24 protein-coding genes and 1 tRNA gene are annotated in these 23,461 nt (G+C 65.0%); 10 read left to right on the top strand and 15 right to left on the bottom strand.

Going from position 1 to position 23,461, the window contains the following annotated elements; translation table 11 throughout:
* Positions 1-13: 13 nt before the first annotated feature.
* The 3 genes from M2337_RS10860 to M2337_RS10870 form a co-directional block, all read right to left on the bottom strand.
* Positions 14-421, bottom strand: a complete 408-nt coding sequence (locus M2337_RS10860; RefSeq protein WP_264570236.1) for a nuclear transport factor 2 family protein — start codon at positions 419-421, stop codon at positions 14-16.
* Positions 418-945, bottom strand: a complete 528-nt coding sequence (locus M2337_RS10865) for a nuclear transport factor 2 family protein (protein ID WP_181559596.1) — start codon at positions 943-945, stop codon at positions 418-420. Before M2337_RS10865 ends, M2337_RS10860 begins: the two co-directional genes overlap by 4 nt.
* Before the next feature lie 90 nt (positions 946-1,035).
* Positions 1,036-1,497 (bottom strand): MaoC family dehydratase, encoded by a 462-nt coding sequence (locus tag M2337_RS10870; protein ID WP_264570237.1) that lies wholly within the window; start codon positions 1,495-1,497, stop codon positions 1,036-1,038.
* A 116-nt stretch (positions 1,498-1,613) separates the two neighbouring features.
* On the opposite strand from M2337_RS10870, the gene M2337_RS10875 reads away from it, so the two are divergent.
* Both M2337_RS10875 and M2337_RS10880 read left to right on the top strand, forming a co-directional pair.
* On the top strand, positions 1,614-2,075 hold the full coding sequence (locus M2337_RS10875; RefSeq protein WP_264570238.1) for an Rrf2 family transcriptional regulator: 462 nt from the start codon (positions 1,614-1,616) through the stop codon (positions 2,073-2,075).
* Positions 2,072-2,794 carry a class I SAM-dependent methyltransferase gene (locus M2337_RS10880; RefSeq protein WP_264570239.1) on the top strand — a complete coding sequence of 241 codons (723 nt, stop codon included), beginning with the start codon at positions 2,072-2,074 and terminating at the stop codon, positions 2,792-2,794. The genes M2337_RS10875 and M2337_RS10880 overlap by 4 nt, the downstream gene beginning before the upstream one ends.
* Before the next feature lie 145 nt (positions 2,795-2,939).
* Here the strand turns inward: M2337_RS10880 and M2337_RS10885 are convergent, their stop codons facing one another.
* The 4 genes from M2337_RS10885 to M2337_RS10900 all read right to left on the bottom strand — a co-directional run bounded on the left by M2337_RS10885 (position 2,940) and on the right by M2337_RS10900 (position 7,921).
* Positions 2,940-4,352 carry a hypothetical protein gene (locus tag M2337_RS10885; protein WP_264570240.1) on the bottom strand — a complete coding sequence of 471 codons (1,413 nt, stop codon included), beginning with the start codon at positions 4,350-4,352 and terminating at the stop codon, positions 2,940-2,942.
* Between the two features lie 39 nt (positions 4,353-4,391).
* Positions 4,392-4,763, bottom strand: coding sequence for a hypothetical protein (locus tag M2337_RS10890; RefSeq protein ID WP_264570241.1), 372 nt, complete (start codon positions 4,761-4,763; stop codon positions 4,392-4,394).
* Positions 4,764-4,786: 23 nt separating this feature from the next.
* A complete protein-coding gene (gene ychF / locus M2337_RS10895; RefSeq protein WP_264570242.1) occupies positions 4,787-5,884 on the bottom strand; it encodes a redox-regulated ATPase YchF in 1,098 nt (365 codons plus the stop codon).
* 150 nt (positions 5,885-6,034) lie between these two features.
* Positions 6,035-7,921 carry a PhoX family protein gene (locus tag M2337_RS10900; RefSeq protein ID WP_264570243.1) on the bottom strand — a complete coding sequence of 629 codons (1,887 nt, stop codon included), beginning with the start codon at positions 7,919-7,921 and terminating at the stop codon, positions 6,035-6,037.
* Positions 7,922-8,271: 350 nt separating this feature from the next.
* On the opposite strand from M2337_RS10900, the gene M2337_RS10905 reads away from it, so the two are divergent.
* A complete protein-coding gene (locus M2337_RS10905) occupies positions 8,272-8,748 on the top strand; it encodes a hypothetical protein (protein WP_264570244.1) in 477 nt (158 codons plus the stop codon).
* A 176-nt stretch (positions 8,749-8,924) separates the two neighbouring features.
* Positions 8,925-9,545, top strand: a complete 621-nt coding sequence (locus tag M2337_RS10910; RefSeq protein WP_413716197.1) for a septal ring lytic transglycosylase RlpA family protein — start codon at positions 8,925-8,927, stop codon at positions 9,543-9,545.
* A 17-nt stretch (positions 9,546-9,562) separates the two neighbouring features.
* On the opposite strand, the gene pth is transcribed toward M2337_RS10910, so the two are convergent.
* The 4 genes from pth to M2337_RS10930 form a co-directional block, all read right to left on the bottom strand.
* Entirely contained in the window at positions 9,563-10,132 is a 570-nt protein-coding gene (pth, locus tag M2337_RS10915; protein ID WP_264570245.1) for an aminoacyl-tRNA hydrolase, read from the bottom strand.
* 27 nt (positions 10,133-10,159) lie between these two features.
* Complete coding sequence (locus M2337_RS10920) at positions 10,160-10,783, bottom strand: 50S ribosomal protein L25/general stress protein Ctc (protein ID WP_264570246.1); 624 nt, start codon at positions 10,781-10,783, stop codon at positions 10,160-10,162.
* 122 nt (positions 10,784-10,905) lie between these two features.
* Positions 10,906-11,850: a TraB/GumN family protein gene (locus tag M2337_RS10925; RefSeq protein ID WP_264570247.1), complete on the bottom strand. Its 945-nt coding sequence runs from the start codon at positions 11,848-11,850 to the stop codon at positions 10,906-10,908.
* Between the two features lie 27 nt (positions 11,851-11,877).
* The gene (locus tag M2337_RS10930) at positions 11,878-12,813 is read right to left on the bottom strand and encodes a TraB/GumN family protein (protein WP_264570248.1); all 936 of its coding nucleotides are present in this window, start codon (positions 12,811-12,813) and stop codon (positions 11,878-11,880) included.
* A gap of 171 nt (positions 12,814-12,984) precedes the next feature.
* Here M2337_RS10930 and M2337_RS10935 point away from each other — a divergent pair, with 171 nt between their 5' ends.
* From M2337_RS10935 to M2337_RS10950, 4 genes are all read left to right on the top strand, one after another.
* On the top strand, positions 12,985-13,878 hold the full coding sequence (locus M2337_RS10935; protein WP_264570249.1) for a glycine--tRNA ligase subunit alpha: 894 nt from the start codon (positions 12,985-12,987) through the stop codon (positions 13,876-13,878).
* Between the two features lie 169 nt (positions 13,879-14,047).
* Positions 14,048-16,381 (top strand): glycine--tRNA ligase subunit beta, encoded by a 2,334-nt coding sequence (gene glyS, locus M2337_RS10940; RefSeq protein ID WP_264570250.1) that lies wholly within the window; start codon positions 14,048-14,050, stop codon positions 16,379-16,381.
* Between the two features lie 82 nt (positions 16,382-16,463).
* Positions 16,464-19,130: a pyruvate, phosphate dikinase gene (gene ppdK, locus M2337_RS10945; protein WP_264570251.1), complete on the top strand. Its 2,667-nt coding sequence runs from the start codon at positions 16,464-16,466 to the stop codon at positions 19,128-19,130.
* A gap of 99 nt (positions 19,131-19,229) precedes the next feature.
* A tRNA-Arg gene (locus M2337_RS10950) sits at positions 19,230-19,306 on the top strand.
* A 54-nt stretch (positions 19,307-19,360) separates the two neighbouring features.
* Here M2337_RS10950 and M2337_RS10955 read toward each other — a convergent pair.
* The 3 genes from M2337_RS10955 to M2337_RS10965 are packed head-to-tail and all read right to left on the bottom strand — an operon-like array spanning position 19,361 to position 20,982.
* On the bottom strand, positions 19,361-20,140 hold the full coding sequence (locus M2337_RS10955) for a sulfite exporter TauE/SafE family protein (RefSeq protein WP_264570252.1): 780 nt from the start codon (positions 20,138-20,140) through the stop codon (positions 19,361-19,363).
* A 4-nt stretch (positions 20,141-20,144) separates the two neighbouring features.
* Positions 20,145-20,660, bottom strand: a complete 516-nt coding sequence (locus M2337_RS10960) for a rhodanese family protein (protein ID WP_264570253.1) — start codon at positions 20,658-20,660, stop codon at positions 20,145-20,147.
* Between the two features lie 4 nt (positions 20,661-20,664).
* A complete protein-coding gene (locus tag M2337_RS10965) occupies positions 20,665-20,982 on the bottom strand; it encodes an ArsR/SmtB family transcription factor (RefSeq protein ID WP_264570254.1) in 318 nt (105 codons plus the stop codon).
* Positions 20,983-21,055: 73 nt separating this feature from the next.
* On the opposite strand from M2337_RS10965, the gene M2337_RS10970 reads away from it, so the two are divergent.
* Positions 21,056-21,937, top strand: coding sequence for an MBL fold metallo-hydrolase (locus tag M2337_RS10970; protein ID WP_264570255.1), 882 nt, complete (start codon positions 21,056-21,058; stop codon positions 21,935-21,937).
* Positions 21,938-21,967: 30 nt separating this feature from the next.
* Here the strand turns inward: M2337_RS10970 and M2337_RS10975 are convergent, their stop codons facing one another.
* Positions 21,968-22,447 carry a MarR family winged helix-turn-helix transcriptional regulator gene (locus M2337_RS10975; RefSeq protein ID WP_264588598.1) on the bottom strand — a complete coding sequence of 160 codons (480 nt, stop codon included), beginning with the start codon at positions 22,445-22,447 and terminating at the stop codon, positions 21,968-21,970.
* A gap of 91 nt (positions 22,448-22,538) precedes the next feature.
* Between M2337_RS10975 and M2337_RS10980 the strand changes: the two genes are divergently transcribed.
* Complete coding sequence (locus M2337_RS10980) at positions 22,539-23,393, top strand: p-hydroxycinnamoyl CoA hydratase/lyase (protein WP_264570257.1); 855 nt, start codon at positions 22,539-22,541, stop codon at positions 23,391-23,393.
* Positions 23,394-23,461: the final 68 nt, after the last annotated feature.

A 23,461-nucleotide genomic window follows, 5' to 3' on the forward strand; every position in this document is an offset into this window, starting at 1 on the left:
TTGTTCGCTCTGCTTATTCGCTCTTGCCGGCCGGGATGAACTCCCGCCGGAACACCGCCGAGCGGATGTTGGTGAAGACGTCGCCCACATATTCATACAGCGCGAAGCTGTTGATGTGGATGCGGTCGCCTTTCTTGAGCGGGCCGGAGGTGAAATCGGGCGCATCGACCGTGGCCAGAAACTCCGATTCCAGCTCGGCGACCAGCCGCTTGCCATCGGTGAAGACATTGCGAACCTGAATGATGCGCCGCGTCTGCTGGTTCACCTTCTTGTAGAAGGCGACGATGGCATCGTGCCCGATCAGCTCGGTGCCATTGCCGATGACGAGATGCACATCAGGCGCGTAATTCTTCACCAGTGCGGGCCAGTCCTGCGCATTGAACGAGGCGATATAGGCCCGGAAGCGATCTTCCTGTGTCATGCGCTGCGCCCCTTCTGCGGACTGAACCGGGCCGAGCGGACCCGCGTGAACCGGCCATCCTTGATGTCGTACATGACGAAGTTGACGCTCGAGCGCGTGTCGCCCGCCTTGAGCGCGCCGGTCGGCATGTCCGGCCAGTCGGTGTGCGCCACCAGCGTCGTGCGGAGCACCGCGAGGATATGCGCGCCGGACGGATCGCCCACATAGGTCAGCAGATCCACCTTCTCATGCAGATGCTTGCGCACGCCGCGATAGAAATCGATCACCGCCTGCCGGCCGGTCACCTGCGCGGCCTGGCCGAAGAACTGCACGTCATCGGCATAATAAGCGCTGAACACCGCTTCGTCGGCGCGGTTGAACGCGGCCAGATACGCCTCGAACCAGGGCTGCGACGGCACGGTGCCCTCCTGCGTTGCGGCTCTTGCAAGCGCGCTGGTGCTGCCGATGCCGAGTGCTGCCGCCCCGGCGATGAACGTGCGCCGCGATGGTGCGAGCGCTACCGGCACAGCCTTGTCATCCTTCATGATCCTCTCCTTGCCGCCCCCATGGCCGACGCGCGCAGGGTGCAGCAAGGATGTTGAGAGATCAATACATCTTGTGCAGCATTTGTCGCATCAGGCCTGCGGGCGGCGACGATGGAGCACGACGGAGACGAGGCTGAGCACTTCTTGATCGTCCTGATTGAGCAGGCGGGTGCGCCATTTGAGGATGCCCGTCTCCGGCCGGCTGCGCGATTCCAGCTTCTCGACCAGTTCGCTCGATCCGCGCAGCACGTCGCCGGGGAAGACCGGCCGGCGCCAGCGCAGTTCGTCCAGACCCATCGCGCCCAGGGCATTGGCCTGCCAACCGCCGCTTTTCTGTCGCGCCCGCACCATCGCGCCCATCATCATTGCGCAGGTCTGCCAGCCGCTCGCCGCGAGCCGGCCGAAATGGGTCTTTGCGGCCGCTTCCTCATCGAGGTGGAAGGGCTGCGGATCATAGCGCTCGGCAAAGGCGATCACTTCATCGCGATCCACTTCGAACGGGCCGAAATGCTCGGTGAGGCCGAGTTCCAGGTCTTCCCAATAATAGTCCATACGTGTGCCTTCGGTTCAGGGATCGGATGGCTGTTTGCCTAAGCGGGGCGGGCAAGAAGGGCAAGCGGCGCTCATCCGGCTTGAACAGGGTGCGAATATGTAACATAAGATGTTGCATGAGTCGCAACAGCAGCAAATTGTCCGGAGTCCTCCACGTCCTCCTCCACATGGCCGAGCAGCAGCGCCCGGTTACATCCGAGATGCTGGCCAGGATCATGCAGACCAATCCGGTGGTGATCCGCCGGGTCATGGCTGGCTTGCGGGACGCCGGTTATGTCCGCTCGGAAAAGGGCCATGGCGGGGGCTGGTCCATCGCCTGCGATCCGGCTGCCGTCACGCTGCTCGATATCTATCGGGCCATCGGCGCGCCGCCGCTCTTCGCCATCGGCAATCGCAGCGACAACCCCGGCTGCGCGGTCGAGCGGGCCGTCAACGCGGCGCTCGATGCACCGCTGCGGCAGGCCGAGACGTTGCTGCTCGACTCCTACGCCACCGTCACGCTCGCCAGTCTCAGCGCCGGCTTCCACCGTCTCTTGCCGCCCGATTATCCGGGCCAACATAGGATCGAAAATCCATGACCACGCACGACACCGCACCGGACGAGACAGTGGACCCGGACATGTTCATCAAGGCCTTCGACGATCCGGCGGCCACGGCGCGCTACTGGGACGGCCCGCGCCGCTTCGTGCCGGGGCTGGATGCGCTGCACCGGATGACCGGACTGCTGCTTGCCGAGCGCGCCCCATCGGAGGCTAGGGTGCTCGTGCTCGGCGCGGGCGGCGGCATGGAATTGAAGGCGCTTGCGGAGGCACAACCAGATTGGCGCTTCGTGGGCGTGGACCCGGCCGGCGAAATGCTGAAACTGGCTGAACGGCAGCTTGGGCCGCTGATGGAGCGCGTCAAGCTGGTGCACGGGCTGATCGATGACGCACCGGACGGGCCATTCGACGCGGCGGTCTGCCTCCTGACCCTGCATTTTCTCGATCCCACAGAGCGGACGCGCACCGTGCAGCAAATCCACCGCCGCCTGCGCGCAGGCGCGCCCTTCGTCGCTGCCCATAGCAGCTTCCCGCAGGATGCCGAGACCCGCGATGTCTGGCTGGACCGCTATGCCGCTTACCCCAAGGCGATGGGCGCGGACCCGGCCGACACCGCCAAAGCCCGCGCCGCCGTCGCCGCCAGCCTTCACTGCCTCTCGCCTGACGAAGACGAAGCCATTTTGAGAGCCGGCGGCTTTGTGGACGCAACGCTGTTCTACGCCGCGTTCACCTGGCGCGGTTGGGTCGGGCACGCGTAAAGGGTCACTTTGAGCCCCTCCTCTTTAGAGGAGGGGTTGGGGTGGTGCAGCTGCGCCATAGCCACGCAATCGCCTTGCGATGCTGGCGCATCGCCACCACCCCCGGCCCCTCCTCTAAAGAGGAGGGGAGTATGGTCTGAACGTATCAGCGCCCCAAGGAAAGGCGCGCGAACAGCGTGTAGCCCCAGGGATTATCCCCATAGACCGCATCCAGCGCCGCCGGCTTGGCGTAGAGATTGACGCTACCGCCAAGCGCAAGGTGGACCGGGCCGTCACCGATCGGGGTGTTCCACGCATAGCCAGCCTGCATCTTGGTGATGCGGAACGGCACGTCGTGGAGCGGATCGTCATGATCGGGGATCAGCTCATCATTGGCGACATTCTCGACCCGGCCGAACAGGCTGTGTCGCGGCGTCAGATCGTAATTGAGCTCGCCGAGCCAGGCGGTCAGCGTATCGCCGGGGTCGCGGTTCTTGGCGGAGAAGGCCGCGGTCGCCGAGAGGGCGCCGTCCGCATAATGGACGCTCGCCGTGCTACGATGCTCGTTCTGGTCGCCATGAAGCGTCTCGGGATTTTTGAGGAAGCCATGGCTGACCTGCGCGGCCCAGTTGGGCGTCGGCGTCCAGCTCAGTCGCACCGACCAGCTATCGAGCTTGGGCGTCTCGATCCCCCAGCGCTCCTCATCCGGCTCACGCCCCCGGAAGGCCGAGCCCTCGAGCTGCCATTGCGGCAAGGCGACGCCCGCAGTCACCACGCCATAAGTGATATGGGTGGAATCGAACCAGTGGTGCGTGATCGGCGGCTCGGGATTATAATGCGCGCTCGCCCGGTGCATGAAGGCCGATGGCCCGAGCGCCGGCTCGCCGACCGGTCCGCCATAGAGGAAGACGCTTGCGCCGGGCGCGATGTCCACGTCCAGCCGGGCGGCCAGCTCCATGAACAGATCGTGAGGATGCTGGCGGTCGACCAGCGCTGTGCCGCCCGCCGTCTCGCCCGTGGCAAAGAGATTGGGGTAGCCGCGCGCCGACATGGTCGGTTCAAGGCTGAGCATCGAGCGGAGCGCAAGCCGCGCACCGCCCAAATCCCGCTCCGCCGCCAGCATCAGCATGGAGGTGGCGTAGACCAGATCGTCGCCGCGCGGCCCCTTGTGATCGGTGTAATTGAGCTGGACATTGCCGTGCGCCATCAACATCCAGTCGCCGCTCATCGCATGAAGGCCGCTCATCGGGCCTTGCGCCGCCGGGAGCCGCGCCGTGCCGGAGCCATCGACATAAGGTTGGGCGGTGTCGGTGGGGTGGATGTGGTTCGGCGCCGAGGCGGGTGTTTCGCCATTGTGCTGGGCGTGATCCATCCCAGAATCCATGCCGGCATGATCCATCGCGCCATGATCCATGGTCGAATGGTCCATCGTCTCGCCGGCATTTTCGGCGGGCGGTGTCACCGGGTTGGCGCTCTGGTGTCCGGCATGGTCATGCCCGGCCATCGGCGCCTGCGCGAAGAGGGCAACGGGCGAGGCTGCCGCGAGCAGGCTCGCAGCCACGTTCAATCGAAAACTCATGATAGAAAAGTCCTGTCTGAAGCTGTTTGGAAAAAGCGTTCAGAGGACCTGTCGGGGCGGGGGCGTGTCGGGCGATCCCAGCCAGTCCGTCAGCCGGGCAGGGTTGGGGGACCAGTTCGCCTTGCCCGGCAGCAAGGACAGTCGATCGACCGGGCGGTAGCTCCGGCTGTCGATCGGGGCGACGCAGCCGATGCAATCATGATGCGCCACCGCCGGTTTGGAGCCATCCGGCAGAGACGGCGCATGGCCGCTATGGGCAGCGTGGTCGCCATGCGGCGTGGCAGTCTCAGCGCCCGCATGGTGCGCGACGCCCGTCCCCTCGCTCCCCGGCGCACATGCGCTGGCCTGCATCGCCGGCAAGGCCAGCAGCAGCGTCAGCAGCGCGCAGAGGAGTCGGCGGGGGAACGACATGATGGCGAGGTTATCGCACCGATCTAGCTGTGAAGGAAGTGCATCACGTCGCCGTCCTGCACCACATAGGCCTTGCCCTCGGCGCGCAGCTTGCCGGCCTCGCGCGCCTTCGCCTCGCCGCCAAGCGCGATGAAATCATCAAAGGCGACGGTTTCGGCACGGATGAAGCCCTTCTGGAAATCGCTGTGGATTTCGCCCGCTGCTTCCGGTGCGCTGGCGCCGCGATGGACCGTCCAGGCACGCGCTTCCTTGGGGCCGACGGTGAAGAAGGTGATGAGGTGCAGCAGATCGTAGCCGGCACGGATCACGCGCGCGAGGCCGGCTTCCTCCAGGCCCATGGCCTCCAGAAATTCGGCACGATCCTCGAGCGGCATCGTGACGAGATCGGCCTCGATCGCGGCTGATACGACCACCGCCTGCGCGCCCTCGGCCTTGGCCTTCTCGAACACGCGGGCGCTGAAGGCATTGCCCTCGGCCGCGCTCTCTTCCTCGACATTGCACACATAGAGCACGGGCTTGGAGGTCAGCAGTTGCGCCTGCTGGAAGATGCGCGCTTCCTCCTCGTCATTGATCTCGACGAGCCGCGCGGGCTTGCCCTCGCGCAGCAGATCGAGCGCACGACCGAGCACGGCGGCGGCAATCTTGGCTTCCTTGTCGCCGCCGGTCGCCTTCTTGGCGAAGGCCGGCACGCGCTTTTCGAGGCTTTCAAGGTCTGAGAGCATCAGCTCGGTCTCGACGGTCTCGGCATCGGCGATGGGATCGACGCGATTGTCGACATGCTGGATGTCGTCATTCTCGAAGCAGCGCAGCACATGCACGATGGCGTCCACTTCGCGGATGTTGCCGAGGAACTGGTTGCCCAAGCCCTCGCCCTTGGAGGCGCCGCGCACCAGGCCCGCGATATCCACAAAGGCCAGCTGGGTCGGGATGATCTTCTGGCTGCCGGCAATCGCCGCGAGCTTGTCGAGCCGCGCATCCGGCACCGAGACCTGGCCGACATTCGGCTCGATGGTGCAGAAGGGATAGTTGGCAGCCTGCGCGGCCTGCGTCTCGGTCAGCGCATTGAAGAGAGTCGACTTGCCGACATTGGGCAGGCCGACGATCCCGCATTTGAAACCCATGGAAATCTGTCCGTTCGATCTGGAAGCACGTGATGTGGCCCCTTAGCGCCCTGTCGCTGCCATGGCCAGCCGTCTCAACCGTAGCGCCCAACAAGAAACCGCCGCGCCGGGGTGGGCGCGGCGGCGATGCATGGTCGGATCGTGAACCGGTCAGGCGCCGACGGGCTTGCCGTCCGTCCGGGTGATGACCACGGTCGAGGAGCGGGGCTGCTCGCCGGCGATCGGCCAGTTGCCGGTCGGGTGCTGGATGTTCACGAAGAAGGTCTTGAGATCCGGCGTATAGGCAAGGCCGGTGATCTCGCAGCCCGTCGGGCCGACGAGGAAGCGTTTGCTCTTCTTGCTGGTCTGGTCGATATAGAACATCGCATTGTGGCCCACGACCTGCTCGATGGTGACGCCGCTCGCGCCCGAGGTGCCCGGCACGCTGTGGTCTGTCTGCACCCACAGGCGCCCCTGCGGATCGATGCGGATGCCATCGGGGCTGGAGAAGGTGTCGCCATTGATATTGCCGACCAGATTGGTGCCGCCGGCTGCATAACCGGGGTCGCCGGCCAGCAGGAACAGTTCCCAGGTGAAGCCGGTCGCCAGCGGAGAATCGCCACTCTCGCGGAACTTGAGGATATGGCCGTGGCGGTTGGTGACGCGCGGGTTCGCCGCATCCGTCACCTTGCGGCCGCTGTTGTTGGTCAGCGTCACGAAGATCGCCTTGCCATCGGGCGAGACCGTGATCCACTCCGGCCGATCCATCACGGTGCCACCAGCAACGCGCGCGGCCGAGGCGCAGTTGATCAGCACGTCGGCCTGGCTGTTGAAGCTCACCGGTGTCGGCGCAGGGGCCGTCGTGAACTGACTGACATCGCCGGGATCGGACGCATTGGCGACGAGGCCGTTCTGGCCCTGCACCAGCGCTTTCCACCCGCCCGAGCCGTCCGCATTGAACTTGGCGACATAGAGTGTGCCATAGTCGAGCAGGTTGCTGTTCGCCGCCCGGTTGGTCGTGCTGTAGGCCTGATCCGGCACAAACTTGTAGATGCAGCCCGGCGTCGAATCATCGCCCATGTAGAAGGCCACGCGGCGATCGCTGTTGGTGAGGTGAGCGACATTCTCGTGACTGAACCGGCCCATGGCGGTCCGCTTGGTCGCCGGAGCCAGCTCCTGCAGCGGGTCGATCTCGACCACCCAGCCATAATCCCGCTCGGGGCGCGTGGGGTCGAGATAATTGTCCGTCGTTTCCTCGCAGGTGAGGTAGGTGCCCCACGGCGTGCGGCCGCTCGAACAATTGTTGAGCATGCCCTTGATCGTGCCGGAGAGCAGCCCGGCGGCTGGGCCACCCGCGCGATAATTGGAGTTGCCGGTATAGCGCTTGTTATATTGCGAGCCGGCCTTCACCGCCCAGCTGCCATCACTGCCCTTGGCGACTTCCACCACGCCAATGCCTACGGCCGAGAGCGCAAGCGCCTTCTGGTCCGTGGTGGCGGTGGCGGCATCGTAATTGCCGTTCATCAGAATGTTGAAATCGGGATATTCGAAATTGATCGCCAGCAGGCCGCCCTTGTTGGGATCGACGCCCGACAGCTCGAAATATTCCATGCCGTCATGGTTGCCGCCGGCCCATTTCTCGGCCGTGGCAGGCGTCGGGAAGCTGCCGGCATAGCCGGTCACGCCGGCCTCGATCGCGTCGCCCGCCTTCAGCAGAACTTTCACGTCATAGCCCGCCGGCACGGTGACCTTGTCATCCTGATTGGCGGCCACCGACGTGAACTCGATGGCGTAGCTGACCGCAGGCGTGGGCGTGGGGGTCGGCGTCGGGCTGGGTGTCGGCGTGGGATTGGGAATGGTCACCATCTCGTCCTTGTCCTCCCCGCAGGCCGAGAGCATCGCCGCGACCGGGAAGATCGACAGGCCGAACAGCCCGTTCTTGATGATCGTGCGGCGCGAGGGATTGGCCTCGACAATGGCTTCCAGACTGTTGGGGTTGCCCTCGTCGGATATCGCGGTCCGGTAGGGCGCGCGGGCTTCGTCAGTAAGATGTGACATGATTTCCCCTGATTTGGTTCCGCCACGGCTCGCGGAAGGTGCATTCGCCGCTCAGGCGGGGCCTGATCGCAGAGGCGCATGACATGATGATTGCGAGGCGATGGCGAGGGGATGAAGATTGCAAGTCAGTTCTGTGACTTAGGTGAGGTGAGGGATGGGGCTGACCGGGAAGTCGATAGCTCAGAGGCACAAAACGCCGTCATTCCCGCGCACGCGGAAATCTAGGCCCACGCTTAGTGCTGCGTAGTCGAACCTGAGATAGAGACGATCCGCCCCTCTCATCTAACTAGGCCCAGCTGGTGCGGCGGGACTCAATTGTATTCTCGAATGGACTGCCTGATAACTATCTCATGAAAGCTATTTTCATCGTGCCTATGGTGTCGATTCTATTAGGCTGCCAGCAGCCTGATCCGGCGATGTCGGAGGCTGAGTTTGTTGCGTTCCGAAAGTCCTATCCGGGGATGGTTCAAAGGTGCCTAGATGAAGTTCGCTCTCTAGGCTTCCATGAATGGCGTCCTGAAGATCCAGAGTGCTATGAAATGCTTCCAGCTCAACGTTGGAAAGGCTTGTGGCAGCATGGCTGGGAATGGACCAATTTCTGTCCAGAGCCAGCGGGCACTTGCGACTGGATGGCTAAACGAGGGATATGGCTGACGTTCGCCAAGAACGTTGTACTGGAGGAAGATATACCGGAGGGCATTCACCGGATTGAATTTGTCGGCAGGCGGACGAAGTTGCCTGGAAACTTCGGCCATACCGACGCCTACGAGCATCTCATGGTTGTTGATCGGATTATCGCTCTCGAACCTTTGGACGCCAGTAGGTAGAAGCTCAGTTGAGCAACGGGCTATAAATGTCTGCGGCGTCGTCATGTCCGGAATATCTGCTTCGTGACGACAGTGCCCGATAGCCGACGTTGCGCGAAAGCAGCCAGCTTGTGCTCGCACCCTAGCTGACGACTCATCTCTTCACCGTGGCGGCGCAGTGGGTTAGGGGGAGAGGGATGCTTGCGATCCGCTCTTCCATGCCGCGCGCCTTGCCGGGGCGTTCTCTCTGGCTCGCTTTGCTTGTCGTGCCGGCCCTCGCCGGGTGCGCGGGCAGCACCAAGTTTCGACCGGTCAGCGATACACCAGTGCGCATTGGCCCGCCTTATGTGGTGCGCGGCGTCACCTATACGCCCGCCGATGATCGCACGCTGGACATGCTGGGCGATGCGAGCTGGTACGGCAGCGAATCCGGCAACCAGACCGCCAATGGCGAGCGCTTTGTAAAGCACGGCATTTCCGCCGCGCACACCACCTTGCCGCTGCCCAGCTATGTCGAGGTAACCGCGCTGGACACGGGCCGGACGATCCTCGTGCGCGTCAATGATCGCGGGCCCTTTGCCAGGAACCGGATCATCGATCTGTCGCAAGGGGCGGCAGAACTGCTCGGGATCAGGCAGCAGGGCACGGTGCAGGTGCGGGTGCGCCGGGTCGAGCCGCCCGAGGCCGATCGGGCGCGGCTGCGGGCGGGAAAACCGGCCATGGCCCGGCCGGATGTGCCGCAACAGACGCTGGCGCCCTGGCGTGCCCGTCTCGCGGCCTATCGCGCCGCGCAGGCGCAGGAAGGCGGCAGCCGCTAACGGGGGCGTGCCTGCCTTCAGTCCTGCAGGCGGCGCGCGACCTCGTTCATGAAGCGCACATCGTCGCCCGCAGCCAGCCATTCCGCTTCGCGCGACATGGCGCCGAGCAGGTCGGCCAGCGGATCGATCTCGATCTTGGCATAATTGCCGAGCACATGGCCGGTCACGCGGTCCTTGTCGCCGGGATGGCCGATGCCGATGCGCACGCGGCGAAAGTCCTTGCCCAGATGCGCGTCGGTGGAGCGCAGGCCATTATGACCGGCGGTGCCGCCGCCGCGCTTCACCTTCATCTTCATCGGCGCAAGATCGAGCTCGTCGTGGAAGACGGTGACGTCCTCGACACCGAGCTTGTAGAAATCACAGGCGGCGCGAATGGCGCGCCCGCTCTGGTTCATGAATGTCTGGGGTTTGAGCAGCAGCACCTTGTGCGGGCCGATGCGGCCTTCGGAAACGAGGCCCTGAAACTGCTTCTTCCACGGCGAAAAGCCGTAGTCTGCGGCGATGACGTCCAGCGCCATGAAGCCGACATTGTGGCGGTGGAGCGCATATTGCGATCCGGGATTGCCGAGGCCAACCCAGAGTTGCACAGATGCGCTCCCCCCGCGCGGAGAGGCTTACGCCTCGCCGGCCTCTTCGCCGTCCTTCGTCGTGTCGCCTTCGCTCGACTTGAGCGCGGACGGAGCAACGATGGTGGCAATGGTGAAATCGCGATCGGTGATCGCCGGCTCGGCGCCCTTGGGCAGCTTCACCGCGCTGATGTGGATCGAATCGCCCACATCGAAGCCGGTGAGGTCAACCGTGATGCTGTCCGGAATCTCGGCGGCATCCACGATCATTTCCAGCTCGTGACGGACGACGTTGAGCACGCCACCGCGCTTGAGACCGGGAGCGGCCTCTTCGTTCTCGAACACCACGGGCACATTCACATGCACCTGGGCGTGTTCGGAAACACGCAGGAAGTCGGCATGGAGCGGACGATCCGTCACCGGATGGAACGCCACGTCCTTGGGGAGCGTGCGGACCTTCTTGCCGCCCACTTCGACCATGACGACCGAATTGAAGAAATGGCCCGTGCCGAGCAGCTTGTTGAGAAGCTTTTCCTCAACGTGAATCGACTGCGGCTCTTCATTATTGCCATAAATGACGGCGGGAACGCGGCCCTCACGGCGGAGAGCGCGGGAGGCTCCCTTGCCTGCCCGATCGCGTGCCTCGGCCGACAGCGTAAGCGTATCGCTCATGTGCGTGTCTCCAGAAGCTTAGTGCTAGAATCTCCGTCACGCCTCCAGGGATGACCATGACGGAAGCCGGGGCGCTTAGCGGCAAATTGCGGGGAAAGCAAGCGAAGCGACCGAACGCGCGTTCATTGCACGCGGCCGATCCGCCATCCGCGCGCGGCAAGGCGGGCCTGCAGGCTGGCATCGCCGACCAGATGCCCGGCGCCGACCGCGACGAAAGCGGTGCCGGGTTGGGCCGTCATGGCCGCATCGAGATGCCGCGCCCAGCGCTCATTGCGCCCGTCGATCAGCCTTGCGCGCAGAGCCGGCGCGCGCGCGAACGGGGCGATGAACTCGCGCTCCAGCCGGGCCACGTCGCCGCTCGCCCAGGCGGTGAACAGGCTGCGGTAGAGGGCAGGGGCCTGCGCCGCATCCGTGAGGGACTGGCTGATCAGTAGCCGTTGCTCGCTCTCCGGCATCCTGTCGAACAGGCCCAACTGCTGGTCGATGGTCTCCAGCCCGAGAACCGGCCGCGAGGCCTTGTTGAAGCGTTGCTCCAGCACCGCTTCGCCCGCCTCTGCGGCGGTGAGCGAGAGTCCGGAGGCAGCCGCAGCGTTGAGGAGCAGGGCGGCGGCCCAGCTCTCATAGCCGTCCAGCTGATCGAGCGCGGCGCCATGGTTCGCCTGCAGCGCCCGATAGCGCTCGGCATCCTCCGGAGAGAGGCGCGCGGCGATAGGCGGCAGGCCAGAGCGCCGCCCCAGCCGCTCGAACACCGCCCGGCTTTTGCGCTCGCCTTCAAGCCCGGTGACCTCCAGATACAAGCGGTCGCTTTCGTCGGCCGCCGTGGCGATGGCCGGCGAGAGCCAGGCCTCGCCGCGCGGCACGGCATGGATGGTGCCGAACAGCCAGAGCCGCGCCTCGCCCTTGCTGGCCTGCCACAGCGCCGGGCGCGCCGTGACGGTGGCGGGATCGGGCTGCGTCGGCGCGCCGATCCGCCAGCCCAGCCACAGCAGGGCCGCCAGTGAGGCCAGCGCGAGCAGCAGCAGCGGCGCTAGGCGGCGCTTGTTCAAGGCTGGGTGCGGCGCACTCATCGATCAGCCCTTATGCTGCCCCGTCCATCACCGGGGCCATTTCACCCGCTTGGCGAACAGACCGTGCTTTTCCAGCATCGCCTGCACGCTCTTGTCTCCCGACAGATGACCCGCGCCCACCGCCATGAAGACCGTGCCGGGCTGCTTCATCCGCGCGGCGATCCACTCGGCCCAGCGGGCATTGCGGTCGGTGAGCAGGATGCGCTCGATCTCTTCGCTGCTCTCGGTCGTCTCGTTCATCAGCGCCGCGAGCCGCTCTTCGTCGCCAGCGCTCCACGCGGCGACCATGCCGTCGATGGTTTCGGCGAGCGTCGGCAGCTCCGCCAGCGTCTCCTTGAGCAGGGTCAGTTGCACACCCTCGGGCATCTGGTCGAAAAAGCCGATCTGCTCGCTGGAGGTCTCCAGCCCGACCAGCGACTTGCCCGCGTTGACCGCCGCAGTCTTTACCGCCTTGTCGACGCCGCTTTCCGGCGAATAGCCGAGTGCATCGAGCGGCAGCACGGTCAGGGTCGTGGCCGCGAACCAGGGCTTCACATGATCAAATAGCAGGGTGGAGACGCCATATTTCTCCAGCGCGGCGAAATAGGCGGTGCGCGTCGCTTCATCGAGCTTGTTGGAGAGCGGCAGGCCCGGCGCCACCGCGCGCTGCATGATTGCCTCCCGCGTGGCGCCCTGATCCTGATCGATGACCTCCAGCACGACGGTATCCGCCTTGTCGAACGCCTTGCGCACCGGTCCCTCGAACCAGCTGACGCCGGGCTTGAGCAGATGAATGGTGCCGAACAGGTAGATCGTCGTGTCCCTGTCCCGCACCACCCACAGGGCCGGCCGCGCGTGAACGGTGGGCGCCTCCGCAGTGGCAGCCGGTGTCGCCGGCGCCTTGGGCTGCTGGGCGAGCGCGGGGCCGGTGAGGGCCGGGGGCAGCAGCAGCGCCCAACCGAGGATCAATGTTTTCCAGTTCATGCACGCGCTCCTCAAATCACCGCCTGCATTGGGCAAGTTGGCGCGCGGACGCAACCCCGCCCGGCCCGGCGCCACCGCGCGGCTTGACCGCGTTAGCCCCATGGGCCAAAGCGCGCGCGTTCAGACGGGCGGCGCACAGCCGCTCAAGCTTAGACGTGAAACGGTTGAACCATGCAGGATAACGCCTCCAAACCGCTGAGCTTTCAGCAACTCATCCTGACGCTGCATGACTATTGGGCAGCGCAGGGGTGCGTGATCCTCCAGCCCTTCGACATGCGGGTCGGGGCGGGCACCTTCCACCCCGCGACCACGCTGCGCAGCCTTGGGCCGAACCCGTGGAACTGCGCCTATGTGCAGCCCTCGCGCCGGCCCACGGACGGCCGCTATGGCGAGAACCCCAACCGGCTGCAGCATTATTACCAGTATCAGGTCATCATGAAGCCCAGCCCGGCGGATCTGCAGGATCTGTATCTCGGCTCGCTCAAGGCCATCGGCATCGATCCGCTGCTGCACGATATCCGCTTCGTCGAGGACGATTGGGAAAGCCCGACGCTCGGTGCCTGGGGTCTGGGCTGGGAAGTGTGGTGCGACGGCATGGAGGTGACGCAGTTCACCTATTTCCAGCAGATGGGCGGGTTCGACTGCAAGCCGGTGGCGGGCGAGCTCACCTACGGGCTTGAGCGCCTCGCCATGTATATCCAGGGCGTCGACAGCGTGTACGACCTTGTGTTCAACGAGGCCGTGGGGGACCGGCCCGCCGTCACCTATGGCGACGTGTTCCTCGAAAATGAACGCCAGCTCTCCAAGTGGAACTTCGAGGTAGCCGATACGGACAAGCTGTTCCGCTGGTTCAAGGATTGCGAGGAAGAGTGCAAGGCGAGCATCGCGGCCGGCGTTCCGCTCGCGGCCTATGAGCAGGCCATCGAGGCGAGCCATGTCTTCAACCTGCTGCAGGCGCGCGGCGTGATCAGCGTGCAGGAGCGCGCCAGCTACATGGGCCGCGTGCGCGATCTCGCCAAGGGAAGCTGCGAGGCGTGGATGACGCATAACGGGTGGGCGGAATGATGGTCATGGAAGCGCCGATGACGAGCCTTACCTTCCCGTTCGTGTCGAGCCCTTCGACTGCCCGCAGGGCGGGCGCTCAGGATAAACTTCAGCCGAAGGCTGAAGTCGAGACACGTTCGGCAGCGCGGCAGAGATTCTCGACTTCGCCCGTCACGAACGGAGAGCATCAATGAGCGCTGACTTCCTTCTCGAGCTGCGGTGCGAGGAAATCCCGGCGCGCATGCAGGCCAAGGCCAGCGAGGATTTCGCCCGGCTGTTCAGCGACGCGATGGCGCAGGCCGGCCTCAAGCCCGAGGGCCTGACCGTCCATGTGACCCCGCGCCGTCTCGCCCTGATCGCGCGCGCTCTGCCGCTCTCCACACAGGCCGTCAGCGATGAATTCAAAGGCCCGCGCACCTCGGCCCCGCCGCAGGCGCTGGAGGGCTTCCTGCGTAAGACCGGCCTCACGCAGGAGCAGCTTGAGGATCGCGACGGTGTGTGGTTCGCCACGGTCGAGAAGCCTGGCCGCGCCACGGCCGATGTGCTGGCCGAGGCGATCCCGCAGGTGGTGCGCGCCTTCCCCTGGCCCAAGTCGATGCGCTGGGGCGATGCCAGCCTCTCCACTGAGAGCCTGCGCTGGGTGCGTCCGCTGCAGGGCATCATCGCGCTGCTCGGCAATGATGTGGTGCCCTTCGCCATCGAGGGGATTGAGACCGGGCGGACGACGCGCGGCCACCGCTTCCATTCCAGCGGCGCGATCACCATCGAGAGCGCCGCGACCTATGCCGAGCAATTGCGTGCGGCCTACGTCATCGTCGATCAGGATGAGCGCAAGGCGATCATCGACCGGCGCGCCAACGAGCTGGCGACGCAAGCCGGTCTGGAGCTGATCCCCGATGCCGGCCTCGTCGCCGAGAATGCCGGGCTGACCGAATGGCCGGTGCCGCTGCTCGGCCGCTTCGATGCCGCGTTTCTGGAGGTGCCGCCCGAGGTCATCCAGCTCACGCTGCGCATCAACCAGAAATATTTCGTGCTGCGGGACAGTGCTGGCAAGCTCGCCAACGCCTTCATCTGCACGGCGAACATCGAGGCCAGCGATGGTGGCACCGCGATTGTCGAGGGCAATGGCAAGGTGCTCGCCGCACGTCTCTCCGATGCCCGCTTCTTCTGGGAGCAGGACAAGAAGACGAAGCTTGAGGATCACGCGAAGAAGCTCTCGCGCATCACCTTCCACGAGAAGCTGGGCACCGTCGCGGACAAGGTGGACCGCGTAGCGAAGCTCGCCCGCTGGCTGGTGGAAGAAGGCATTGTCGGCGGCGATAACCAACCCCGTGTTCCTGCGAAGGCAGGAACCCAGAGCGATGTCGCCCAAGCTGGCCCTGGGCTCCTGCCTTCGCAGGAGCACAGCCAAGCGCAACTGGCCGACCTCGCCGAACAGGCCGCCCGCCTGTGCAAGGCCGATCTCGTCACCGAAATGGTCGGCGAGTTCCCCGAACTGCAGGGCCTGATGGGCGGCTATTACGCCCGCGCCGAAGGTCTGCCGGATGCGGTGGCCGATGCGATCCGCGATCATTACAAGCCGGTCGGGCAGGGGGATGAGGTTCCGACTGCGCCGGTGACGGTGGCGGTGTCGCTCGCGGATAAGCTGGATACGCTTGCTGGCTTCTTCGGGATTGAAGAGCGGCCGACAGGTTCTAAAGATCCGTTCGCCCTTCGCCGGGCAAGCCTCGCTATAGGGTCTCTTGCTTTCAGAGGCGAACTACGCTTCTCGTTGCTGGAGGTGATCAAGAACCAACCCATTCTGTCGCCATCGACAGACTCATTCCCGATCTTTGAGCGCATTTATGGACAAGGGTTTGGTGACGGCGTTGAAAGCCGCTCGGCCAGCATGGCTAGTGAGGCAAAGCTTGAAGAGCTTGCCAGCGAGATAATTGGCTTCATAGTCGACCGCCTCAAGGTCCAACAGCGCGAAGCCGGCGTCCGCCACGACCTCATCGACGCCGTGTTCGCGCTCGGTGGCGAGGATGATCTCGTTCGCCTGCTCGCCCGCGTCCATGCGCTGCAATCCTTTGTCAGCACCGAGGACGGCAAGAACCTCCTCGCCGGCTACAAGCGCGCGGCCAATATCCTCAAGAAGGAGCAGCCCGAGGGTGGTAAGCCCCAGAGTCAGCTTGGCGAGGAAGACCCCGGCGAAGCGCTGACCGATCCGGAAATGGCCGACGCCATGCGCGCGCATGATGCGCAGTTCGTGGCTGAGCCCGGATATGCGCTGGAGCCCGCCGAGGCGGCACTAGTGAGCGCGCTCGACGAGGCCGAGCCCCGCGCGCAGGCCGCGATCGAGGCGGAGGATTTCGAGAGCGCCATGGCCGCGCTGGCCACGCTTCGCGCGCCGATCGATGCGTTCTTCGAGACGGTGACGGTGAACGATGCCGATCCGGTCAAGCGCCAATCCCGGTTAAGTCTGTTGACCCGTATTCGCGCTGCGGTGCACAAAGTTGCCGACTTCTCGAAAATCGAAGGTTAGGTTCGCGAGCAATAATCGCGCGTCGGCGGCGAGATCATAACGGCTGCTTGCGCGCGCATTCCAATGCAGGTGGAGTGTCTGAATGACAAAATATGTGTACCGTTTCGGTGGTGGCGTCGATGATGGCGGCAAGGGCGACAAGAACCTGCTTGGCGGCAAGGGCGCCAATCTGGATGGCATGGCCGCCATCGGCCTGCCGGTGCCGCCGGGCTTCACCATCACCACCGAGATGTGCACGCGCTATTATCAGGATGGCGAGACCTATCCCGAGAGCCTGAATGCGGAAGTCGCGGGCGGCATCGCGCATATCGAGGGCGTGACCGGCAAGCGCTTTGGCGACAAGGCCGATCCGCTGCTCGTCTCCGTCCGCTCCGGCGCCCGCGTCTCCATGCCGGGCATGATGGATACGGTGCTCAACCTCGGCCTCAACGATGAGACCGTCGCAGGCCTCGCCACCGTCTCCGGCGATGCGCGCTTCGCGTGGGACAGCTATCGTCGCTTCATCCAGATGTATTCGGACGTCGTGCTCGGCCTCGATCACGGAAAGTTCGAGGAAGCGCTGGAGATCGCCAAGGAAGACAAGGGTGCCTTCCTGGATACGGAACTGAGCGCCGAGGACTGGCAGGCGCTGGTCGCCGAATATAAGGCGCTGGTGCAGCAGCTTTGGGGCAAGCCTTTCCCGCAGGATGTGCATGAGCAGCTCTGGGGTGCCGTGGGCGCCGTGTTCGGCAGCTGGCAGGCGGATCGCGCCAAGGTCTATCGCCGCCTCAACAATATTCCGGGCGATTGGGGCACGGCGGTCAACGTGCAGGCCATGGTGTTCGGCAATATGGGCGAGACGTCTGCCACCGGCGTCGCCTTCACGCGCGATCCCGCGACCGGCGAGAACGCTTATTATGGCGAATATCTCATCAATGCGCAGGGTGAGGATGTCGTCGCCGGCATCCGCACGCCGCAATATCTGACCCAGGCCGCGCGCGAGCGGGCCGGAGCCAAGCCGCTCAGCATGGAGGAATCCATGCCGGAGACCTATGCAGAACTGGCCAAGGTCTTCCAGATTCTCGAGACGCATTATCGCGACATGCAGGACATCGAGTTCACCGTGCAGCAGGGCAAGCTGTGGATGTTGCAGACCCGATCGGGCAAGCGCACCGCCAAGGCCGCGCTCAAGATCGCGGTGGACATGGCCCATGAAGGCCTGATCAGCAACGAGGAAGCCGTGGCGCGCGTCGATGCCGCCGCGCTCGACCAGCTGCTGCACCCGACGCTCGATCCGCAGGCGCCGCGCGATGTGTTGACCAAGGGCCTGCCGGCCTCGCCCGGGGCGGCCTCCGGTCAGGTGGTGTTCGATGCCGAGACCGCCGAGCGGCTGAATGAGCTGGGCGAGGCGGTCATCCTCGTGCGCATCGAGACCAGCCCCGAGGACATTCACGGCATGCACGCCGCCAAGGGCATCCTCACCGCCCGCGGTGGCATGACCAGCCACGCCGCCGTGGTGGCGCGCGGCATGGGGCGCCCCTGCGTCTCCGGCGCGGGCAGCATCTCCATCGATACCGCCGGCAAGCTGATGCGGATCGGCGACCGTCTGCTCAAGGAGCGGGAGATCATCACCATCGACGGCGCGACAGGCGAAGTGATGGCCGGCGAAGTGCCAACCGTGCAGCCCGAGCTGGCTGGCGATTTCGGCACGCTGATGGAATGGGCCGATCAGGTCCGCCGCCTCAAGGTGCGCGCCAATGCCGAGACGCCGCTGGATTGCCGCACCGCACGCGAGTTCGGCGCCGAAGGCGTGGGCCTGTGCCGCACCGAGCATATGTTCTTCGATGCCGCGCGGATCACCGCCGTGCGTCAGATGATCCTCGCCGAGACCGAGGCGGGCCGTCGCGAGGCGCTGGCCAAGCTGCTCCCCGAGCAGCGCGCCGACTTCACCGAGATCTTCACCGAGATGGCCGGCCTGCCGGTCACGATTCGCCTGCTCGATCCGCCGCTGCACGAGTTCCTGCCGCATGAGGATGTCGATTTCGCCGACGTGGCCGAGGCTGCCGGGGTGAGTGTCGATCTGCTCAAGCGTCGCGCGGCCGAACTGCACGAGTTCAACCCGATGCTCGGCCATCGCGGCTGTCGTCTGGGCGTCACCTATCCCGAGATCTACGAGATGCAGGCTCGCGCCATCTTCGAGGCGGCGCTGGATGTCGCCAAGGCCAGCGGTGACGCGCCGATCCCCGAGGTCATGATTCCCCTCGTCGCCACCAAGCGCGAGCTGGAGCTGATGAAGGACATCGTCGACAAGACCGCCAAGGCCGTGTTCGCCGAGCGCGGTGCCTCGGTCGAGTATCTGGTCGGCACCATGATTGAACTGCCGCGCGCCGCGCTCAAGGCCGGCGAGATCGCGGAGGCGGGCGAGTTCTTCTCCTTCGGCACCAACGATCTGACGCAGACGACCATCGGCATCAGCCGGGACGACGCCGGGCGCTTCCTCACCCAATATGTCGACAAGGGCATCTTCGCGCGCGATCCGTTCGTGAGCCTCGATGTCGAGGGCGTGGGTGAGCTGATCGAGATCGCCGTGGAGCGGGGCAGGGCGACGCGCCCGGCCATCAAGCTTGGCATTTGCGGCGAACATGGCGGCGATCCGGCCTCCATCGCCTTCTGCGAGAAGGCCGGTCTCGATTATGTCAGCGCCTCGCCCTACCGGGTGCCGATTGCCCGTCTGGCGGCCGCACAGGCGGCGCTCGCCGCGCGCGGTTGAAAGGACAAAAAGAATGCAAAAAAGGGGGTTGCCACGGACGGCGCCCCCGACTATCTGCGCCTCTCCCACGGCGGCCAACCGGCACCGTGAGATTGGCAAGCGCCCGTAGCTCAGCTGGATAGAGCATCAGACTACGAATCTGAGGGTCGGACGTTCGAATCGTTCCGGGCGCGCCATTTCTCCCCATCGCAAGCGTGATGACCCGCACGGCCCGGCCCCGACGGATGGGGTTAGAAGGCGGTCCAGACCACATAGCCGCCTACGCCGATCACCAACATCGCAAAGCCGCGTTCGAGCAGCTTCTTGTGCGCAGCAAGCGCCGTCCCCGCGCGCATCCCCAGCACCGAGCCCGCAGCACCGCCGGCGATCAGCAGCGCCGTCAGCGGCCAGTCGACATAGCCGGACAGCGCATAGGATGTCGCAGTGGTTAGTCCCAATGCCGTCACCACCACCAGCGAGGTACCGACGGCCGTGGCGAAGGGCATGGCCGTCGCCGTGATGAGCGCCGGGACGATCAGAAACCCGCCACCAATCCCGAAGAACCCCGCCGCCAGACCCACGCCGGCGCCCATGGGGATGAGCCGCGGCAGCAGCCGCCCGGCGGATTGGCGGGTAAGGCGCACGTCGGGATCGTCGGCGCCCTTGCGCCTGCGCAGCATCGCGATACCGACCCCGATCATCAGCAGGCCGAACAGCGCGAGCAGCCGCCGGCCGTCCACCGCCTTGCCGATCTCCGCCCCCAGCGCTGCCGCCACGACGCCCGACGCCGCGAACACCAGCGCGCAAGGCCATTTGACCCGCCCCGCCCGCGCATGGCCCGCAAGCCCCGTTGCCGCATTGGCCGCGACCGCCACGGCTGCCGTCGCAATCGCGGCATGCGTCGATCCTACCCCGACAACATAGACGAGCAGCGGCACGGCGAGGATCGACCCGCCGCCGCCCACCAGCCCGAGCACGATGCCGATGAGGCCGCCCGAGAGGAGCGCGAGGAGGATCTGCGCGGTCGTCATGGCGTCAGGCCGCCTTGCGACGGTTCCAGGGCATGCGCTGGAGCAGCGTCGCCATGCCGCACCAGCCGGTCGCCCCCGCGACCATCAGGCCCGCGCCGACAAAGGCGGAAAGGCCGAAGAATCCCGGCGCGACGAGGAAGCCGAGCAATACGCCGATGAGCACCAGCCCGCCGGCGGTCAGTTGCACCTGCCGCATGATCTCGAGCGGCTGCCCGCTGTCGATGTGCACATCCAGCCCGGCCTTGCGCCAGGCGTCGATGCCGCCCTCCAGAATGAAGCAGGGGGCATCGCTGGCTGCGGCCAGACGGTCGGCATTGGCCTGTGTCCGCATGCCCGAGCGGCAGTGAAACACGATGGCATTATTGCCGGCGTCGACCGTGTCGATGCGCTCCAGCGGCACGTTGACGGCACCCGGAATGCGCTCGCGGGCATGTTCGTCCGCCGCGCGGATATCGATGAGCTTGGCGCCGCCCTCAATGAGGCGCTTGGCGGCGGCGGGTGAGAGTGTCTGGATCGTCATGGGGTCAGTCCCCTGTGCAATAGAGTTGATAGAGCGTGGCGAGCAGGGTCTCGATCCGCGGATCGGCGATCCTGTACCAGATGGTCTGGCTCTCGCGGCGGGAGGTCACGAGGCCTTCCTCGCGGAGCCGGGCGAGATGTTGCGAGAGGGCCGATTGAGAGAGGCCGACATCATCCGCCAGATCGCCCACCATGCGCTCGCCATGTTCGACGAGCTTGCACAGCAGCATCAGGCGACGCCCGTTGCCCAACTCCTTCAGCACCTGCGCAACCTCTCCGGCGCGCGCCTCGAACGTGTCGAGATCCATGGCAGCTTTTAACATCAGTATCCTCTAAATTAGATATTGCTAATGTAGAAGGTGCTTCTATATTGTCAAGCATCGAATGGAGGCACTTATGACCCAACCCATCATTGAGGCATTTTTTGACGAGCCCACCAACACGGTGAGCTATCTGGTGGTCGATCCGCAGACGCACATCGCGGCGGTGATCGATCCGGTGCTGGATTTCGATCCGGCCAGTGGCGAGGTCGACACCGGCTCAGCCGAGCGCATTCTTGCCCGCGCCCAGGCGCAGAACTGGACGATTGCCATGGTGCTGGAAACCCACGCCCATGCCGATCATCTTTCCGCCGCGCCCTTCTTCAAAGCGAAGACGGGCGCGAAGATCGGCATTGGCGAGCACATCCGGGACGTTCAAAAGATCTTCCGCCCGGTCTTCGCGCTGGACGATTTGCAGACCAACGGCTCGGATTTCGATTGCCTGTTCGCCGATGGCGAGCGGTTCTCGATCGGGTCGCTGGAGGTCGAGGTGCTTCATCTTCCCGGTCACACCCCGGCGGACATCGCCTACCGGATCGGCGATGCAGTTTTCGTGGGTGATACGCTGTTCATGCCGGATTATGGCACCGCGCGGGCCGACTTCCCCGGCGGCGATGCGCGCACCCTCTACCGCTCGATCCGCCGCTTGCTGAGCCTGCCTGACGAGACCCGCCTGTTCATGTGCCATGATTACAAGGCGCCGGGGCGGGATGATTATCGCTGGGAGAGCACCGTCGGCCAGCAGCGGAAAAACAGCGTGCATGTGCGCGACGATGTCAGCGAGGAGGACTTTGTGAAGATGCGCACCAAGCGGGACGCCGGATTGTCCGCGCCGCGCCTGTTGCTGCCCTCGATCCAGGTCAACATCCGCGCTGGGCGCTTCCCAAAGGCGGAGGCCAATGGCGTGCGCTATCTGCGCCTTCCGGTGACGGTGAAGGGCGACGCTGCGATAGGTTGACGCCCGGGAGGGGAAGGGCCGTGCCCCCGCTCAGCCCAACGCTTCCAGCGCGGCGAGCAGCGCCTTCTCCTCGATCGTCAGGCGTTTCTGGAACTTGCGATTGCTCGCCTTCACCCGCTTCATCGCCTCGCGCTGCAGGGCTTCTCCCTGTGGGGTGAGCGTCAGACTCAGGGATCGCCCGTCAATGGGTGCATCGCTGATGAGGTCGCGCGCCTTCAGCCGGCCGATGAGCGGCGTCAGGTTGGCGCGCTTGATCGCCAGCGCCCGCCCGACATCGCTCTGCCGGCACCCGGGATTGTGTCCGACGAGAATCAGCAAGGATGCCTCGCCTACGCTCAGGTCAATGGCGCGCAGCGCGGCGATGACATCGCCCATCATCGCCATGGAAGCGCGGCGCAGCCGATAGCCGAGCGTCCCGTCGAGCGGGCTGGCGAGCGTATGGGCAACCGGGAGTTCAGCCGGTGAATCCAGCGCCTTGTCGCGTCCCTGCCTCTGGTCCCTTGCCATCATGCCCCCGGATGAAAACCAGTCTCCAGCCCCTTGTGAGCCATGGTCGATAATGCTATGGCGCATAGCATAAATTGCCTTGAAGGGAAATCAAATGGCTGAGGAAAATACGTCCGTCGAGCGGGAAGAGGATACCGTTCGGGTCGAGATCGAGAACAATATCGCATGGGTCTATTATAATCGCCCCGCCAAGCGGAACGCGCAGAGCCCCAAGCTGAACCGCCAGATGCTCAAGGTTCTGACGGATCTCGAGTTCCGGGACGATGTCGGCGTTGTGGTTCTGGGTGGCGAAGGTCCCGCCTGGTGCGCCGGCATGGACCTCAAGGAATATTTCCGCGAGACCGAGGCGCAGGGCCTGGCCGGCACGCGCAAGGCACAGCGTGAAGCCTATACCTGGTGGGAGCGTCTGCGCTGGTTCCAGAAGCCGACCATCGCCATGGTGCATGGCTGGTGCTTCGGCGGCGCCTACGGCCCGCTGTTCGCCTGCGATCTCGCCTTTGCGGCTGATGAAGCACAGTTCGGCCTGTCGGAAGTCAATTGGGGCATCCTCCCCGGCGGTGGCGCCACCAAGGTGGCCGTGGACCTGATGCCGATGCGCGTTGCCATGTATCACGCCATGATGGGCGAGAACCTCTCCGGTCAGGAAGCGGCCCGTTACAATCTCGTCAACGAGTCGATGCCGGTCGACCAGCTCAAGGCCCGCGTGAAGCAGGTCGCCGAGACGCTGATCGCCAAGAACTGGGCGACGGTGAAGTACACCAAGGACGCCGTGCGCCGGGTCAAGGAAATGACCTACGACAATGCGGAGGATTATCTGATCCGCCTGCAGGAAGGCCTCAACTGGTTCGACAAGTCGGATGGCCGCCATGTCGCGATGAAGCAGTTCCTCGACGACAAGACCTTCAAGCCGGGCCTGGGTCACTACGACAAGACCAAGACCGACGTCTGAGTTGCCGGAAGGGTGGCCCAAGCAGGGCCGCCCTTTCCTATGTGTTATCCTTCGCCCCGGCTGCATCC

Source organism: Sphingobium sp. B2D3A (assembly GCF_025961795.1).
Lineage (GTDB): Bacteria > Pseudomonadota > Alphaproteobacteria > Sphingomonadales > Sphingomonadaceae > Sphingobium.

Excerpts from the sequence above, each read along its gene's own strand:
- M2337_RS10860 (WP_264570236.1), bottom strand. The coding sequence starts at position 421 with ATGACACAGGAAGATCGCTTCCGGGCCTATATCGCCTCGTTCAATGCG.
- M2337_RS10865 (WP_181559596.1), bottom strand. The coding sequence starts at position 945 with ATGAAGGATGACAAGGCTGTGCCGGTAGCGCTCGCACCATCGCGGCGC.
- M2337_RS10870 (WP_264570237.1), bottom strand. The coding sequence starts at position 1,497 with ATGGACTATTATTGGGAAGACCTGGAACTCGGCCTCACCGAGCATTTC.
- M2337_RS10875 (WP_264570238.1), top strand. The coding sequence starts at position 1,614 with ATGAGTCGCAACAGCAGCAAATTGTCCGGAGTCCTCCACGTCCTCCTC.
- M2337_RS10880 (WP_264570239.1), top strand. The coding sequence starts at position 2,072 with ATGACCACGCACGACACCGCACCGGACGAGACAGTGGACCCGGACATG.
- M2337_RS10885 (WP_264570240.1), bottom strand. The coding sequence starts at position 4,352 with ATGAGTTTTCGATTGAACGTGGCTGCGAGCCTGCTCGCGGCAGCCTCG.
- M2337_RS10890 (WP_264570241.1), bottom strand. The coding sequence starts at position 4,763 with ATGTCGTTCCCCCGCCGACTCCTCTGCGCGCTGCTGACGCTGCTGCTG.
- ychF (WP_264570242.1), bottom strand. The coding sequence starts at position 5,884 with ATGGGTTTCAAATGCGGGATCGTCGGCCTGCCCAATGTCGGCAAGTCG.
- M2337_RS10900 (WP_264570243.1), bottom strand. The coding sequence starts at position 7,921 with ATGTCACATCTTACTGACGAAGCCCGCGCGCCCTACCGGACCGCGATA.
- M2337_RS10905 (WP_264570244.1), top strand. The coding sequence starts at position 8,272 with ATGAAAGCTATTTTCATCGTGCCTATGGTGTCGATTCTATTAGGCTGC.
- M2337_RS10910 (WP_413716197.1), top strand. The coding sequence starts at position 8,925 with ATGCTTGCGATCCGCTCTTCCATGCCGCGCGCCTTGCCGGGGCGTTCT.
- M2337_RS10920 (WP_264570246.1), bottom strand. The coding sequence starts at position 10,783 with ATGAGCGATACGCTTACGCTGTCGGCCGAGGCACGCGATCGGGCAGGC.
- M2337_RS10925 (WP_264570247.1), bottom strand. The coding sequence starts at position 11,850 with ATGAGTGCGCCGCACCCAGCCTTGAACAAGCGCCGCCTAGCGCCGCTG.
- M2337_RS10930 (WP_264570248.1), bottom strand. The coding sequence starts at position 12,813 with ATGAACTGGAAAACATTGATCCTCGGTTGGGCGCTGCTGCTGCCCCCG.
- M2337_RS10935 (WP_264570249.1), top strand. The coding sequence starts at position 12,985 with ATGCAGGATAACGCCTCCAAACCGCTGAGCTTTCAGCAACTCATCCTG.
- glyS (WP_264570250.1), top strand. The coding sequence starts at position 14,048 with ATGAGCGCTGACTTCCTTCTCGAGCTGCGGTGCGAGGAAATCCCGGCG.
- ppdK (WP_264570251.1), top strand. The coding sequence starts at position 16,464 with ATGACAAAATATGTGTACCGTTTCGGTGGTGGCGTCGATGATGGCGGC.
- M2337_RS10955 (WP_264570252.1), bottom strand. The coding sequence starts at position 20,140 with ATGACGACCGCGCAGATCCTCCTCGCGCTCCTCTCGGGCGGCCTCATC.
- M2337_RS10960 (WP_264570253.1), bottom strand. The coding sequence starts at position 20,660 with ATGACGATCCAGACACTCTCACCCGCCGCCGCCAAGCGCCTCATTGAG.
- M2337_RS10965 (WP_264570254.1), bottom strand. The coding sequence starts at position 20,982 with ATGTTAAAAGCTGCCATGGATCTCGACACGTTCGAGGCGCGCGCCGGA.
- M2337_RS10970 (WP_264570255.1), top strand. The coding sequence starts at position 21,056 with ATGACCCAACCCATCATTGAGGCATTTTTTGACGAGCCCACCAACACG.
- M2337_RS10975 (WP_264588598.1), bottom strand. The coding sequence starts at position 22,447 with ATGATGGCAAGGGACCAGAGGCAGGGACGCGACAAGGCGCTGGATTCA.
- M2337_RS10980 (WP_264570257.1), top strand. The coding sequence starts at position 22,539 with ATGGCTGAGGAAAATACGTCCGTCGAGCGGGAAGAGGATACCGTTCGG.